The organism is Flavobacterium hydatis (assembly GCF_000737695.1).
In the GTDB taxonomy this organism is placed as follows: Bacteria; Bacteroidota; Bacteroidia; order Flavobacteriales; family Flavobacteriaceae; genus Flavobacterium; species Flavobacterium hydatis.
On the sequence record NZ_JPRM01000018.1, the window covers coordinates 1 to 16,485 of the forward strand.

The window sequence follows — 16,485 nt, forward strand, 5'->3', positions numbered from 1 at the left end:
GTGTTATACAATTTGATAATTGTTTTTAGCAATTAATATTTCCATTTATTTTTAGATTCGGCGCTATCAGCAATAAGTTCGTTTAGGCGTTTTATTCTTGTAGCTTCTTGTTTCGCGCTCATAACCCAGTTTTTAGATACTTTTTTATAAGAAGGAGCAAGGGATTGAAAGAAATTCCATGCTTTTTCATTGGCTTTAAAAATTTTCTCAAACTCTTCGGAGAAATGAACTTCTTCAATTTCGTGCGTATAAATTCTAGATTTATCTTCTTTGCGTAATTTAAAAATGGCAATGCCTGCGGGTTGCATTAATCCTTGTTTAGTTAAATCTTCGACTTTCTTAATATTTATTGCACTCCAAATACTTGTAGTTTTTCGGGGTGTAAAACGTATAGAATAACTATCGGTATCAACAGATCTGCGAACGCCATCAATCCAGCCAAAACAAATTGCTTCATCTACAGATTGTGACCATGTCATGCTAGGTTTATTACTATTTACTTTATAAAAACCAACTAATAATTCGGTTTTGAGTTGATGATTTTGGATTAACCACTGTCTAAATTCAGATTGATTTTCAAAAAATATTGGAACCATTTAATTTTCTTCTACGAGTTTTTTTATTTCTACCAAAATCGGATTCCATCCTTCTCCATTGTTCAGAGCCTCACAATATCTTCTTTGTCCATCTGCAACTGTTGCGTAATCGCCTTGAGAAACATTCAGAATTGTTTTTCCGTTATTATCGGCTAATTCATACGTTACATTCAGGTAATTTTCTGGAATATCGGCAATAGTAGAATTCGGATCAAAAGTAGAATAAATAAGTTTCTTATTCGGTTCAATATTTAAAATATGTCCTTTTACAAAAACTAAGTCCTGACCTTCATAATTGGCTTGCCAAAGAAGTTCGCTTCCTATTTCCCAATTAGACAACGCTTCACAACCAAACATATAAATTTTTGTTTTTTCAGGATTTGTCAATGCATCCCAAACCTTACTGGCTGGAGCATTTATTTCGATACTATTGTTAACTGTTAATTGGTTTGCCATGATTATTTTGTTTTAGTTTGTTCTTTCTGTAAAAAAAAAAAAAACACATAGGAACATAAATTAAACTATGTCACTATGTGTTAATACAAATAATTAAACAGGTTACTTATTTACTTTAAGTAGAATAAAGAACCGTTATATGATTATTCAACAGCTTTTGCAGCTTCCAGAATTAGTTCTAAAACTCCTTTTGGATGTGAAGCCAAAGAAGCATGACTTGCATCTAAATGAATTATTTTTTTAGGATTCATTCTGTTAGCCATTTCTATTTGAGTTGCTGGCGGAATCATATGATCGTTATTAGATACTTGATACCAACTTGGTTTTGTTTTCCAGGCAGGTTCTCCAGATTCTGCTCCAAAGCAACTACCATGAATAGGTTTTTGTGCCAAAGCCATTGTTAATGTATCTTTTTCGTTTAAATCCTGACAGAAGCTTTTGTGATACTCGTCATATTTAATCCATAAAAAACCTTTACTATCTGGGTAAATACTTGCTCCACCTGATGGTTGCTCTCTTCGTCCGAATATACCACCTAAACTTTCGCCTTTATCTGGTGCAAATGCCGCAATATAAACTAAACCTACTACTTTATCATGATGTCCTGCACCGCTTATTACAGAACCTCCGTAAGAATGTCCTACTAATAATACTTTACCATCCTGAGCATCGATTAAATCCTTTGTTTTCTGAATATCATCATCTAGTGATGTTAATGGATTTTGTACACTTCGCACTTTATATCCTTCTTTATGCAAAGCTGGAATAATATGTTGCCAATGTGAGCCATCGCCCCAAGCACCATGAACTAATACAATGTTTAAATCTTTTGTTGCCATGATAATAATTTTAAATTAATGTTATTTGTTTTTAAAGGATAAGTTTTATTTCATTGAGGCTTTACATTTATCGATTTGCTGTGTATGAGTAGTATTTCTTTGTAATAAACGCTATAGGAATCCCGATGCAAAAAATCAATATTAGTATTGATAATAGTAACGGAAAGTCTAAATTTTTGGCGGGTAAAATAGGAAATACTATAGGAAGAACAATTAGGTTCATTATAATCCAGACAAAAATGCCATATACTACTCCAGAGAGTAAGGCATTATTTTTTAAAAACGAGATATAGGGGTAAACTTTAAAATAGATTAAAGCAAAGGTGGTAGCAATTATAAAATGAAATAGGAGTCCGTAGAATGCCATTTTTGGATCGCCCGAGTAGGCTTCTTGTTTAAATACACCACTAGCAATAGATTGTAGAATTTTAAGAGCAGTAGTTTTTTGTAAAATAACGGCATAAATAAGAATAGGGGTAATAATATCTAATGTGCCAGCAACTAAACCTGATAATAAAACTGTTCCAACTTTTGATTTCATGTAAATGACTGTTTATGTTTAGTGCTTGTAATTACTTATTAAATTTATTTTTTTGTTACCTCCTGATAAATTGTATTTAACTGTTTTATATGTCTTTCTATATGAATAAGAGAAAAATTAATCCATTCATAAATTGTGAATTTCCCAAATGTTGGAATCTCAGAATTGAGACATGTTAAAGTTAAATCATAAGTTCCGGATACATGCAATAATTCTTCTTCAATTTTTTGTAAAGATAAAGTTAGCAAATTTTTATTATATTTTTTATCCAATGGAATTATGAATTCTGGAGATTGCATTTTTATAGTAAAGTTTAGAAAAAGAGCTGCAATATCTTTTACTTTTTCATCTGGTTCCCGAGTTGTTTTTTCAGTTGGACCACTACACATTTCGGGATAACCTGAACTTGCCAGTATAAGGTGTTGTACAACTTGCCCTGCTGTCCAGCTTCCTTCATAAGGAACCGTGTTTAATTCCGTTTCAGAAAGTGACGAAATTATTTTATAGAGCTGTTCAAATGTTTCAGTGATTTTTTTTTGAAGTCTTGTTTTCATTTTTTGATTAATTTAAAGGTTGTGTTTATTGCTTATTTACAGATGTTATCCACCATATATTACCAAACGGGTCGGTTACGCCACAAGTTCTGCCATAATCCTGATTGCTTAATTCCATTAAAGATATTGCACCCTGATCTAGCGCTTTTTTATAGGTTTCGTCGGCATTGTCTACATAAACAAATAAGTTTGCTGTTTGTGGTTTCCAATCTTTGGTTGCATCAGTAAACATTATTGTGCTTCCCCCAATTGTAATCTCTGAGTGTCTTACTTTTTCTCCATCTTCATATAATTTATGCATACTTGTTATTAATTGTGCATCAAAAACATTTTTTGTAAAGTCTATAAATTGTAATGCTCCATTTAGCATTAAATAAGGCATTACAGCTTGATGTGTTATTGGGATTTCCATTTTTTCTATAATTTAAAGTTTAATAATAGAATAAAATTACAATATTTAATGTTTTTAAAATATTAAAAATCAGTTATTTATGGTATTTGTGTCTCACGGAAGTACCTCACAATGATATCCATAAGAATTGAGTAGTTCGATTATTTTTGCATTTGAAATTTTCTGATCATGAATACGCAAAATTTTATCACAATCTTCTAAATCAAAATTTATATTGCCATTAGGAAAATACTCAAGAAGTTTTGAAACAATCATCTTAGATTGCTCCACTTCTTGAACATTTGTTTTGAAAACTTCTATCATAGGTTTTCTGATTTTAAACTATAACGTATTGATTGTTAGTTTATTTTTGGACTTTATATTAAAATATTAGTCTGGTTTTAATTCTATCTAATTCTATCTAATTCTTTGCGAAAGGAACGCGGATTAAACAGATTCGCTATCGCGAAAACACAGATTAAACGGATTTTCCATTTATTATTTTTAAAAATCCGTATCATCCGCGTTCCTTTATAGACAAATAGATTTATGCATTTAATGAGATGCTTTGTAACTCAATAATTTGTGATAGCTTGTGTATGAGAGTATCAAAATTACCAAAAAGATTAATGGGAAGAATACTTGAAAGCCAATTCCGTCGACAGCATAATGACTTATCGATGCAAATATAAAGTCGAATGCGAAACCTGCATAAGCCCATTCTTTAAAACGATTAGGAATTGTTGGGATTATTAATAGCAGTACGCCACAGATTTTAAACACTACCAATGCATTCCCGAAATACTCAGGATATCCTAAATGTCTGATTCCTTCTTTGGCTAGTTCGGTTTGTGAAGTTAGGGCTGGCATAACTCCTTCAAATAAAAAAATGATAATAGTTGTGACCCAGAAAATAATTTTAGTTGATTTCATTTTGTTAGTTTTTTAAGTGGTTATTAATTACTTATACAAACTTACAGCTGTTCTTTTTGTTATTAAATACGTATTTGCGACTATTTTAGGGGCGTATGCGACAATCGTTTTTTTTATGCTATTAAGGTTTTTTACCATTAAGAGATTAAGAAAATTAACCGCAAAGGACACAAAGATTTGCGCAAAGTTCATAAAGTTTAGACAAGCTAATATTCATAATATTGTCTTTCTGAGGAACAGCAGCATCTTCACCAGAAACTCCCTAATCTTTATCGAGCTACTAGCGGAGACCCTTCCTGCGTCAGGGTGACGAAAATGAGAGTAAATGAGGGTAAAAAAGATAAAAGAATTCGTTTAAATCCGCGTTATCAGCGTGCCATTTCTTATAGCTCTTAAACTTTGTGAACTTTGCGTAAATCTTTGCGACCCTTGCGGTTAAACTAAAATGTAATTTTTTATAATAAACAAGTCTTCAAAGCCAAGTTTAGTGTAGATCCCTTTTCCCATTACAGAAGCTTGTAGTAATGCATATTCGGCTTTTAAATCTATAGCAATATTGAGTGCATATTTCATGATTTCTTCGGCAAATCCTTTTCTTCTCATTTCGGGGATTACGCCTACGCCATGAATTCCGACGTTGTCTTCGGTTTGGAATAGCATAAAAGTTCCTATTGGTTGGTTTCGGTAACTAACCAAATGAAATTGTACTTCGTTATAATTATGTATTAGAATCTCTTTACTAATTACATAACCAAATGCATTAGGATATAAATCAGACCAGATTTTTGCTTCTTCGGCTTTCCAAATACGTTTAAATTCTAGGATATTTTGTAGCTCAAATGGTTTGTCTAGTTTTAAAGACATTGCGACTTGTTCGGTTTTTTTGACCAAACCTTTGGTTTCTAGTATTTCATTAGAATTTGTTCCGTAGATATTCCAATACGGAATCACCAAATTTGGATTGGCTTTTAGCGTTTCAATTGCTTTTTCGGCACTATCTAATGTCAGGTCTTGATTAAACCACAATTTGTTTGGCCAACCTAAATTTTCTATTTTGCAATATTCGTAAGTATCTTTTTTATGGTTCGATTGAAAAGGTGTTCCTACTGTTTTCCATAAACGGGTAAGATTACTAATATTGTCTGCGATTAAGTTTGCGTTCTTTTTCATTTCGATATTATTTATAGCGGAATATTAAACAAAGATAAGTCTAGCGTTTTACTTGAATCTTTACATATGTTGATTTAGCTATTTTTATCTAAACTTTTCCGTATTCGGCTTAATTGCGTTGGTGTAATTCCTAAGTGTGATGCTATATGGAGTAGGGGAATTCGATGCGAAATATCTGGATGTTTGGCTAAAAGATCAAGGTATCTTTCGGTTGCATTTTGCATTACCAATGCTATTTCTCTTTGTTCTTTTTCGATTACCCAATTTTTTTCGAGATAAGCGATATAGTAGTTTTTTAAATCATCATTTTGGTTAATTAGTTCTCTGTATTTCTTGTAGTTTATAGCGATGAGAATACAATCTTCTAATGCTTCGATGGTAAAACTTGAAGGTGTTTGTTGTAATAACGAAACTTTTGAACCTGCAAAATAACCTTCAAGGAATATATTCTTATTATAAATGTTTCCTTCTTTATCGGTGATATAAGCTCTTAATGCTCCTTTGCATATAAAATGGATTTCTCTGGCAATCTGTCCGTTTCTTAAAAGGATTTCTCCTTTTTTTAAGAGTTGGAATTCAACGATGTTTTCTATTAATTCCCAAGATGCTCCTGTAATCGGTGCATAGCTTTGGAATTTTAATTTTAGTTCGTTGAGGTATTTATTTTTATTGATTGTCATTTTGTAATTTTTTCGACTTATCAAAAATAAGGAAATAAAATGGCTTGTGTGTAAATGGTACGCGGATGAAACTGATTCGCTATCGCGAAAGCGCGGATTTATACGGATTTTTTGTTTTTGATAATTGTATAATTAGAATGCACACCGGTTACTGAAGTTTTGAATTGCCTCCAGCTTTAGCTGGAGTTTAAAGAATTGATATTATAAAGGGCTTTAGCCAAAATAACTATTGTTTTGGCTAAAGCCACTCTATATTACCCTGTATCCCTCCAGCTAAAGCTGGAGGCAATTCAAAAATGAGATTGCAATTCGAGTAAGCTATCATTAGCAGTACGAAGTCAGGAGACTTCGTACTGCTAATGAGTAGAGTGTTATGAATCGGGATAGAAATATTTTGTTTGTCTCAATCTTGCGCGACCTTTGTCAAAGTTTTTTTAACTTTGACAAAGGTTTCATGCTGTGTGAAGTAAGGAGACTTTGAACAGTCAATTAGTATTTCGCTTTTTTTGCTTCCAGTTTTCTCCATTGTGCGATTGAAATAATATCACCAGAAACGACTTCATTTACATAGATATCATCGCAGTTTTTTTTATTTACATAAAAAATATAATAGGTTTCCCAACGCAATTCACCATTATAGCCTGTGGCTACTTCAAAAAAAGCTTTGTTTTTAATGATCTTTTCATCAGTCATATAGGAGACTCCTTTTGTGTGGTTTGAAATGGAATCTATATATTTTTGTTGTAATTGAACTTCTTTTAATTTCGAAATTGTTTGTATTGCTAAATCTTCGGTTCCGCAATTAGAAATCTTTTTATTTTGGGAAATACAGTTTATAAAAATTAAGCAAAAAAGCAAGTTGTAGATGAGTTTCATATTGGTTATTGTTTATTAATAACTACAAAAATATATTTTATTATCTGATTTAGTAGCTTTCATTTCTTTTGAATTTTGCTTTTTAGCCCTGATGGGAACGGCATCCTTTTTCTGGCTTCTTTAGCCAGGAAAAGATATAGTGTACAGCAGGTTGACCTTTGTCAAAGTTAAAAAAACTTTGACAAAGGTTTACATATTCAAAGTCATTTTGATCTCTTTAGAATGCATAGCAAAGAAATTCTTAGAAGAGATGGGATTTGTAAACATTCGCGCAATTTGTCATAAATAACTATTTGTATTTAATTATCTTAATAATTATAAATCTGAAAAATATTGAAAATATGACTTTCCAGGATTTATGACTTTACAGGTAATAATCTTATTGGATTTATCTTTTCTATAAACTTCAAGTATTTCTGCCTTTTTTACAATAATATCTCCAACTTTAATTGTTTCTTTAAGTTTATATTCATCTTCACAATAATTATTATAAAAAAAAATATTTGGACTGTAATATATTTTTGTCCCCCTCCCTTCATAAATCTTTTCTACTTCTGCAGTAAAATTTTTATTATAAAATTCGAGATGTTTCTGATAAAGTTCTTTTTTCGAATTGTAAATATTAAATCCAAATATAAAAGCTATTAATACTAATACAAAAAGAGTTATTGCTTTTTTCATGTTTTTATTTATTATACCATTTACCAGTTCCATGCTGTGTGAAGTTCCCTGACTTTGTATCTGGTCCAATTTTTATGTATTGTTGTTAATGTGAAATTGAATTCTTCGTTTCACGGGTCGACAAAAATACGGATAAAAATATCAGATAAATGTATGTGAAAAATCCGCATTAATCTGCGTTTTCGCGATAGCGAATCCGTGTCATCTGCGTACCATATAAGCATAATATTTTTTATGAAAACGAGTGCTCTAGCCCTGATGGAAACGGCATCCTTTTTCTGGCTTCTTTAGCCAGGAAAAGATATAGTGTACAGCAGGAAATAGCTCCTTATTCTGCTTAAATTTTGGATAATAAAAAAACGCTGCAAAACCTAAGTCTTACAGCGTTTCCGCCTCAAATTAATAATAAAACCTTATTATTTCCATCCTCCGCCAAGTGCGCGATATAATTCGGTATTGGCAGTTAATTGTTCGCGTTTGATGTTGGCTAGTTCTAACTCGCTTTGTAATATATTAGCTTGTGCTGTAATTACTTCGAGATAGTCTGCCATTCCGTTTTTAAACAACATAGTCGAGTTGGTTATCGCTTGTTGTAACGTTTTTACGCGTTCTTTAAGAAAGAATTGTTGTCTTTCTAATTTTTCTATTTTTACTAATGCGTCTGATACTTCGCTTACGGCAACGAGTACCGATTGGCGGAAGTTTAATACTGCTTTTTCTCTTTCGGCTTTGGCAATATTATATTGTGTTCTTATCTTTTTGCTGTTTAGTAATGGTTGTGTTAATCCGCCTATGGCTGTTCCGAATAATGAAGCTGGTATGTTGAACCAATTGCTTGTTTCGAATGAATTTAACCCCCCGTTGGCTGTAATTTTAAGCGATGGATATAGGTTTGCTTTTGTAATTCCTACGCTTGCATTTGCTTTTACCAATGCTAGTTCAGCACTTTTTACATCGGGTCTTTGTCTTACTAATGCCGACGGTATTCCTGCTGTTAAGTTTTCTTTTAGCGCAATTGAATTTAGCGTGATTGTTCTTTCTTTAGAGCTTGGGAATGTACCTGTTAATACGCTTAATGCATTTTCTTGTATTGCTATGTTTTGTTCTAACAATGGAATTAATTGTGCGGCAATTAGCTTTTGTGCTTCTGATTGCTGAATGGCTAATGAGGTTACTTGTCCTGCATCGTATTTTAACTTGATGATGAAGGTTGTGCTGTCATTTAATTTCAGGTTCTTTTTGGCAATTTCTAATTGTGAATCTAGCATTAATAGGTTGTAATATCCTTTGGAAACATTAGAAACTATTGTTGTTTGCAATGCTTTTTTTACTTCTTCGGACTGAAGATATCCTGCATAGGCGCTTTTTTTCTGACTACGGATTTTACCCCAAATATCTGCTTCCCATGATAGTCCGATTCCTGCCGAATAATCTTCGATATGGTTGGTTTGTAAGGCCTGACTTAGGTTATGCCCCATAAAACTATTTTCGGACGGACGGTTGGTACTTGCATTTACAAGCAGGTTTAGCTCTGGAATATTTCCCCATTTTGCCTGCGTTAATTGATATTGTGCTATTTCAATATTTTTGGTTGCGATTTGCAAATCATTATTTTTTGTAATGGCACTGTCTATCAGTTTTACGATGTCTTTCTCTGTAAAGAAACTTTTCCATTCCAAATTGGCAATACTTGTTGTATCGCTTGAAGCGGATGCATTCCTGAAAGTATCAGGAAATGCATCTTTTGGAACTTCGATATCCTTCGAGACTTTACAGGATATGAATGTTGTGATTAAAAGGACCGCCACAACTGTTTTGGTTATATAATTTTTCATTTTATATGGTATCATTAATTTTTTTGACATTTATCTTCTGGCGCTTCAAGTACTTTTGAAACTTTCCAGGATATTAATGCGAAGACAACAAATATTGTTATCAGAACTGATGTTATATAATTTTCCATTTTTTATTTTTCTTCGTTATGAATTACGGCTAATGATTTTCCAGAAACCTTTTCTTGTAAATGTTGGAATACGATAAATAAAACTGGGATGATTAATACCCCTAGGATTACTCCCGAAATCATTCCGCCGGCTGCACCTATACTAATCGAGTGGTTACCTTTGGCAGATGGTCCTGTGGCGCTCATCATCGGGATTAACCCTACAACAAATGCTAGTGATGTCATGATGATTGGTCGTAGTCTTAGTTTTGCTGCTTCTATCGATGCTGCTACTAATGATTTCCCTGATTTTCGTCGCTGTGAGGCAAACTCAACAATAAGAATCGCATTTTTGGCCAGTAATCCTATAAGCATGACTAGGGCAACTTGTACGTAAATATTGTTTTCGATTCCTGTTAATCCGATTGCTACAAATACTCCAAAGATCCCTACTGGTATTGATAGTATTACTGCCAATGGCAAGATGTAGCTCTCATACTGTGCAGCAAGTAGGAAGTAAATGAACACTAGACATAATAGGAATATCGTTGTGGATTGTCCTCCTGAAGAAATTTCCTCACGCGTTTGTCCTGAGAATTCATAACTATATCCTGCTGGCAATTGTTGGGCAGCAACTTCTTCGATTGCTTTAATCGCATCTCCGGAACTAAATCCTGGTTTTGGGATTGCATTTATCGAAATCGAGTTGAATAAATTATATCTCGATGCTGTTTCGGAACCATAAATACGGGTTAGTTTTACTAAGGTATTTATAGGAACCATTCCGCCATTTTTGTTTTTTACAAATACGTTATTTATAGATGATGGTTCGGCTCTGTCGGCAATATCTGCTTGTACTACAACTCTGTAATATTTACCAAATCGGTTAAAATCGGATGCTTGTGCGCTACCAAAATAGGCTTGCATGGTTTGTAAAATGTCTTTTACGTTTACGCCCAATTGGTCTGCTTTTTCATCATTAATATCCAATTGTAATTGTGGATAATCGGCTTTGAAGGTTGTAAAGGCTACTGCAATTTCTGGACGTTTCATTAACTCGCCAATAAAGGTTTGTGAAATTCCGCTAAATTTATCTAGTTTACCACCTGTTTTGTCTTGCAACATCATATCCAATGCTTCTACGTTACTGAAACCAGGAACGGTTGGGAAACTAAATACAAAGAAACTACCTGCTGAAATGGCACCTAATTTTCCTTGTACATCGGCCATAATTTGGTCAATATTCTTAATTGCTCCACGTTCTTCATTTGGTTTAAGCAATACAAATATAACTGCCGATGATGGACTTGTTGAGTTCGTTAACAAGTTAAAACCTGAAATTGCTGTTACAAATCGTGATGCGTCTAATCCTCTTAACGTATTTTCGGCTTCGGTCATTACTTTCTGAGTTCCATCTAATGATGTTCCTGATGGTGTGTTTACCGCAATGGCAATAAAACCTTGATCTTCTGTTGGGATAAATCCTGCAGGAGTAGTTTTTACCATTAATATTGTTGCTGCTGTTATTACTGCCAATCCTCCTAAACTAACCCATTTGTTGCGTATTAAGAATCTTAAACTACCTACGTAACGGTTTGTTAGGGAATTAAAACTTTTGTTGAATCCTGTAAAGAATTTTTCTTTGAATCCTTTTTTAGCTTCTGGATTATCTCCTTGTCCTGCATGGTTATCTTTTAGGAATAAGGCTGCTAGGGCAGGGCTTAATGTTAATGCATTTACTGCCGAGATTACAATTGCAATTGCCATTGTAAAGGCAAACTGACGATAGAAAACTCCTGTTGAACCCTCCATAAAACCTACAGGCAAGAAAACAGCTGCCATTACTAATGTAATAGAGATAATTGCTCCAGTGATTTCGTGCATCGCCTCGTTTGTTGCCACTTTTGGTGATAAATGTTTGTGTTCCATTTTGGCATGCACCGCCTCGACGACGACGATCGCATCATCGACAACAATACCAATGGCTAAGATTAAAGCAAATAGGGTTAATAAGTTTATCGAAAAGCCAAATAGCTGCATGAAAAAGAACGTACCTAAAATTGCCACAGGAACTGCAATTGCTGGAATTAATGTTGATCTAAAATCTTGCAAGAAGATAAATACTACAATAAATACTAGTATAAATGCCTCTATCAATGTGTGTTTTACCTGATCGATAGATTGATCTAACGAAACTTTTGTGCTATAAAAAACATTTTGTTTTATTCCGGCTGGGAAATTTTTAGCCGATTTCTCCATCAGTTTATTAATGGCTACCTGAATGTCATTAGAGTTTGAACCTGCTAACTGAATGATTCCAATTACAACTCCTTTTTTACCATTTAAACGAGTTAAACTGTTGTAGGAGTAAGCTCCAAGTTCTACTCTTGCTACATCTTTTAAACGTAGTATTGATCCATCTGCGTTTGCACGTATAGCAATATTTTCATATTCTTCGGGCTTGGTAAGTTTTCCTTTGTATTTAATTACGTATTCGAAAACTTCTTTACTTCGCTCTCCAAATTTACCTGGCGCTGCCTCTAAACTTTTGTCTTGTATGGCTTTCATTACCTCATTTGGGGTAACTTGGTAAGTAGACATTTGTGTTGGGTTTAACCAAACACGCATAGAATAATCTCTTACGCCACCAAATATACTTGCAGATCCGACTCCTGGAATACGTTTTATTTCTGGGATAATATTAATTTGGGCGTAATTGGCAACAAATGTTTGGTCATATTTAGCTTCGTCTTCGGTATATAAACCAATACCCATGATAAAACTATTTTGTTGTTTGGCAGTGGTTACACCTTGCTGAACAACTTCTGTAGGTAATTGACTTGTTGCTTGTGCAACTCTATTCTGAACGTTTACGGCTGCTTGATCTGCATCTGTACCCAACTTAAAGAAAACTGTAATGGCTAGAGTACCGTCATTACTGGCTGTTGAGCTCATGTAAGTCATGTTCTCGACACCATTTATAGACTCTTCTAGTGATGGCGCTACGGAACGCAAAACGGTTTCTGCGCTCGCTCCTGGATATACTGCCGTTACCAAAACCGATGGTGGCGCAATATCAGGAAACTGTTGTAGGGGTAATTTTGTAAGTCCAAGTACACCCAATATCACCAACAAAATGGAGATAACAGTTGCCAGTACAGGTCTTTGTATGAATATTTTGAACATTTTCGTTTAATTATTTTTTGTTAATTACTTGGGCAACTTTAGCAACCGATTTTTCTGGCTGAATCACTTGTCCTTCCTGAAGTTTGTCGATACCACTCAATACGATTTGATCACCAGATTTCACACCATCTTTAATAAGATAATCTGTTCCGGTTTTACCAATAATCGTGATTGGCATTTTGTTTACCTTGTTTCCTTTGTTTAGTGTATAAACAAAAACTTTATCCTGCATTTCGATAGTAGCAGATTGCGGAACCAGGATAGCATCGTCATGCTGAATCCCTAAACGTATTTTTCCTGTATTTCCTGAACGTAATGTTCCGTTTGCATTAGGGAAAGTTGCTCTAAGTGTGATTGCTCCTGTGTTTTTATCAAATTGTCCATCGACCATATCGATTTTTCCTAATTGGGCGTATGCATTTCCATCGGCAAGTATTAAAGAAACAGGAGGTAAGTTTTTTATCTTATCGCCAATTGTATTTCCTGAATATTGAGATTTAAAGTTGATGAAATCTGTTTCTCCTAATGAGAAATAGGCATATACTTGGTGTACATCTGAAAGTTTGGTTAATGGCTCAACATCTGTTGCAGAAACTAAACTTCCTTGTTTTTTAGGTAATCTTCCGATGTAACCATTTACAGGTGCGGTGATTGTAGTATAGCTTAAATTAATTCTGGCAGACTCTACCATTGCTTTTGCTTGCTCAATATTTGAAGCTGCAATTCTGTGAGAAGCTTTTGCCGTTTTTAATTGATAATCTGATACAACTTTGTTTTGTACAAGTGGTGTTAGTTTGTCAATTTCTAATTGAGTGTTTATTAATGCTGCTTCAGCACCGTGAAGGTTTGCTAGCGCATTGTTAAGTTGCTCGCGGAAAGGGCGTTCGTTTATTTTAAATAATGATTGTCCTTTAGAAACATAAGCACCCTCATCTACAAAAACTCGGTCTAGGTTACCGCTTACTTGTGGGCGAATTTCTACATCAATAGTTCCTTGTATTGATGCTGGATATTCAGAATCTGTGGTAGCTTCAGTATTTTTAATTGCAAGCACTGGTAATAATGGGGCTGCAGGAGCAGGTGCTTGAGCCTTATCTGCACATCCTATTGCAACTAAGGCAAGAAGGATACTGGTTAAGATTACTTTTTTCATTTTAGTTTTAATTTTAATTTGTTGGACATTTGAGTTATTTGTATTCTGATTGGGGTTTGTATTATTTTGATTCACTTTTAATAGTATTAAATTTTCTAACGTTGTTAAGTAATAAGTTGTAAAAATCCATATAATTATTCCTCCCAGTTATATGATACTATAATTGGTATTAAATTATTTATCACTGTTAAGTGAAGTGGCAAAAAAAATCAATTTATCCTTCGTCTCTTTTATGAGCGACTATTAATTGAAGATTGTGGTATTAATTACTGTATTAAATTTTCTAACGTTGTTAAGTAGAATGTTAAAAAAAACTTTATTGGTTTTTCTTTGATTCGGCTTAGAATAATAATGGAGTAATTAAATTTGGTTCAAAATTACTACATTAAATTATTTATCAGCGTTAAGTGAGCATTAAATTTTTTTTTAACGTATGGATTTTATGATTCCACCAATAGCATCTTTTAAGATTTGTGTATTGATTGTTTCTAAAACTTCACTTTTGTTAATGATATTGATTGAAATTAATCCGTGAATAACAGAAAAGAAAGTAAAATATTTTTGTTTTATTACTTCTTCAGTTGGTTTGCTATCTTTCATTATTTCGGCAATAACAGCAACAAATAATTTGTAAGGTGCTTCAGAAGCCGAACATCGTTCGTTACAACAAGTCATCTGCACTCCAAACATTAACTGATACATTTCGGTATCGGTAAATGCAAAATCCCAATATGCCATCCACATTGCTTCAAGCTGTTCTTCAGGATTATCGTATTTGTTTCTAGCTTTTTCTAGTTCAATAGTTAACTTTACAAAACCTCTACCTGTTAGTTCTTGTAATATTGCTTCTTTGTTAGAAAAGTATTCATAAATGATTGGGGCAGTATATTCAATCTTATCAGCGATTTTTCGCATACTAAGACCTTGCCAACCTTCATCTTTTACAATAGTACAGGCAGCATCCAGAATGTTCTTTCTGGTCTCTTCTTTTTGTCTTAAAATTCGATCTTTGCTTGCCATTTTTATAAAGTATTAAATTGTTTAACACCGTTAGGCAAATGTATGGCTATTTTTGAGATTACAAAATAAATCTTTCATAGTTTTTTTTTATCGTATGATAAGTAATTTTTAAAGTTGTTGTTTTTAGTGAGGAAATATGAGGGAAATGGGGGAGTTGTTTCGATAAATTTCGCAAAGGTTCACAAAGAAAAAAGTACAAAGAGGCGCAAAATCTTTTAAACGCAAAGGATACAAGGAGGTAACGCAAAGTTCGCGAAGCTTAAAAATCTGTTTTTGTCCGTGTTTTCACTTTAGTGAATCCGCTTTATCCGCGTTACATTATAGACAATCTTTGGTGAGCTACTCGTGGAGATCCTTCGACTCCGCTCAGGAAGACAAAATTGTAGATAAAAACTTTGCGTCTCTCTGTGCTTTTTTCTTTGTGTCCCTTTGTGAAATAGATTCTAATACCTACAAGGTCAAAAAAGACCTTGCAGGAAATCATTCTTCGCGAAATAACTTTACCTTACGAAATAATTTTTTCGTTTACACTTTCGTAAAAAGGCGTTAGGATTCCGTGTTTCTCGCAATTTTCGATAACGTAATCTACTAAGAATTGTTTCTCGGTTTGATTGTTGTTTTCAAAATCTAATTGTAATGATGATTTAGATTCAAACGGAAATTTAGTCAATAAGTCTTTTGAGGTTTCTATATCTTCTTTCGTCAAGCTGATATTGTTTTTGCTGGCAAGCGACTGAATTTCAATCATCATACCTTCTAGAGTATGCATTAGGTTTTTATCTTCAAGTAATTGACCAAAAGAAACATTGTAAGCTGAAGTTATTCCTGCAACAGGCGCAACAAATAGATATTTCTTCCAAAGTATCTGGTTGATGTTGTCTACATAAGTAATGTCTAAACCTCCAGTGGCTAATAAATCTATAAGCCATTTGTTTTCTTTTTCTCCTCCTACGAAAATCTTTCCTGGACCACCAACGTGCTGAACATGTCCTGTTTTTTTCACATTAGAAGCAACATAAATACAACCTTCCATGATTTGCCCAAGTTCTGGTAAAGTCTCGCGAACGATTTCTCTAGCATTTACAACATTCTGCAAAGTAATTATAATAGTATCTGCACTTATACAATCTTTGTAAGTTGCCAATATTTCGTTTACAGAGTATGATTTACTGGTGATTATCAATACATCCAGGATTCCGATTTCAGTTGGGTTATCTGATACTAAATCAGGGAATATCGTTTCTTTTGTACCTTTAGATTCAAATATTAATCCTTCATCCTGAATGGCATTTTTGGTTTCGCCTCTGCAAATGAATATAATTTTAGTATTAGTGTCTTTATATTTCTTTGCCAATGGAGCGCCTACAAATCCGCCGATTCCACCTATTCCAAGGATTCCTATTTTTATAGTATTTGATTTCATCTTTTAGTAATTTTCGTTATAAGTTAGTGATGCAAAGTAAATAG

17 protein-coding genes are annotated in these 16,485 nt (G+C 33.5%); all 17 read right to left on the reverse strand.

Annotated features, from left to right (window positions below):
- Positions 1-32 precede the first annotated feature (32 nt).
- On the reverse strand, positions 33-596 hold the full coding sequence (locus IW20_RS12385) for a YdeI/OmpD-associated family protein (protein ID WP_035622672.1): 564 nt from the start codon (positions 594-596) through the stop codon (positions 33-35).
- The gene (locus IW20_RS12390; protein ID WP_035622675.1) at positions 597-1,052 is read right to left on the reverse strand and encodes an SRPBCC domain-containing protein; all 456 of its coding nucleotides are present in this window, start codon (positions 1,050-1,052) and stop codon (positions 597-599) included. It abuts the gene before it with no gap.
- Between the two features lie 143 nt (positions 1,053-1,195).
- Entirely contained in the window at positions 1,196-1,891 is a 696-nt protein-coding gene (locus IW20_RS12395; RefSeq protein WP_035622678.1) for an alpha/beta hydrolase, read from the reverse strand.
- A gap of 67 nt (positions 1,892-1,958) precedes the next feature.
- Entirely contained in the window at positions 1,959-2,432 is a 474-nt protein-coding gene (locus tag IW20_RS12400) for a hypothetical protein (protein WP_035622682.1), read from the reverse strand.
- Positions 2,433-2,476: 44 nt separating this feature from the next.
- The gene (locus tag IW20_RS12405) at positions 2,477-2,986 is read right to left on the reverse strand and encodes a DinB family protein (RefSeq protein ID WP_035622684.1); all 510 of its coding nucleotides are present in this window, start codon (positions 2,984-2,986) and stop codon (positions 2,477-2,479) included.
- Between the two features lie 25 nt (positions 2,987-3,011).
- Positions 3,012-3,398, reverse strand: coding sequence for a VOC family protein (locus IW20_RS12410; RefSeq protein WP_035622687.1), 387 nt, complete (start codon positions 3,396-3,398; stop codon positions 3,012-3,014).
- Between the two features lie 93 nt (positions 3,399-3,491).
- The gene (locus tag IW20_RS12415; RefSeq protein WP_035622690.1) at positions 3,492-3,701 is read right to left on the reverse strand and encodes a hypothetical protein; all 210 of its coding nucleotides are present in this window, start codon (positions 3,699-3,701) and stop codon (positions 3,492-3,494) included.
- Positions 3,702-3,932: 231 nt separating this feature from the next.
- A complete protein-coding gene (locus IW20_RS12420) occupies positions 3,933-4,310 on the reverse strand; it encodes a DoxX family protein (protein ID WP_035622693.1) in 378 nt (125 codons plus the stop codon).
- 435 nt (positions 4,311-4,745) lie between these two features.
- Positions 4,746-5,480, reverse strand: a complete 735-nt coding sequence (locus IW20_RS12425) for a GNAT family N-acetyltransferase (RefSeq protein WP_035622695.1) — start codon at positions 5,478-5,480, stop codon at positions 4,746-4,748.
- A 74-nt stretch (positions 5,481-5,554) separates the two neighbouring features.
- Positions 5,555-6,160, reverse strand: a complete 606-nt coding sequence (locus IW20_RS12430; protein WP_035622697.1) for a Crp/Fnr family transcriptional regulator — start codon at positions 6,158-6,160, stop codon at positions 5,555-5,557.
- Positions 6,161-6,649: 489 nt separating this feature from the next.
- Positions 6,650-7,036, reverse strand: coding sequence for a hypothetical protein (locus IW20_RS25350; protein ID WP_051885725.1), 387 nt, complete (start codon positions 7,034-7,036; stop codon positions 6,650-6,652).
- A 315-nt stretch (positions 7,037-7,351) separates the two neighbouring features.
- Positions 7,352-7,786, reverse strand: a complete 435-nt coding sequence (locus IW20_RS12440; RefSeq protein ID WP_131494830.1) for a hypothetical protein — start codon at positions 7,784-7,786, stop codon at positions 7,352-7,354.
- 347 nt (positions 7,787-8,133) lie between these two features.
- Positions 8,134-9,552 carry a TolC family protein gene (locus IW20_RS12445; protein ID WP_035622857.1) on the reverse strand — a complete coding sequence of 473 codons (1,419 nt, stop codon included), beginning with the start codon at positions 9,550-9,552 and terminating at the stop codon, positions 8,134-8,136.
- 131 nt (positions 9,553-9,683) lie between these two features.
- Complete coding sequence (locus IW20_RS12450; RefSeq protein ID WP_035622700.1) at positions 9,684-12,845, reverse strand: efflux RND transporter permease subunit; 3,162 nt, start codon at positions 12,843-12,845, stop codon at positions 9,684-9,686.
- A gap of 10 nt (positions 12,846-12,855) precedes the next feature.
- The gene (locus IW20_RS12455) at positions 12,856-13,998 is read right to left on the reverse strand and encodes an efflux RND transporter periplasmic adaptor subunit (protein ID WP_035622858.1); all 1,143 of its coding nucleotides are present in this window, start codon (positions 13,996-13,998) and stop codon (positions 12,856-12,858) included.
- A 426-nt stretch (positions 13,999-14,424) separates the two neighbouring features.
- Positions 14,425-15,018 carry a TetR/AcrR family transcriptional regulator gene (locus IW20_RS12460; protein ID WP_035622703.1) on the reverse strand — a complete coding sequence of 198 codons (594 nt, stop codon included), beginning with the start codon at positions 15,016-15,018 and terminating at the stop codon, positions 14,425-14,427.
- 505 nt (positions 15,019-15,523) lie between these two features.
- Positions 15,524-16,441 (reverse strand): ketopantoate reductase family protein, encoded by a 918-nt coding sequence (locus IW20_RS12465; RefSeq protein ID WP_035622707.1) that lies wholly within the window; start codon positions 16,439-16,441, stop codon positions 15,524-15,526.
- Positions 16,442-16,485: the final 44 nt, after the last annotated feature.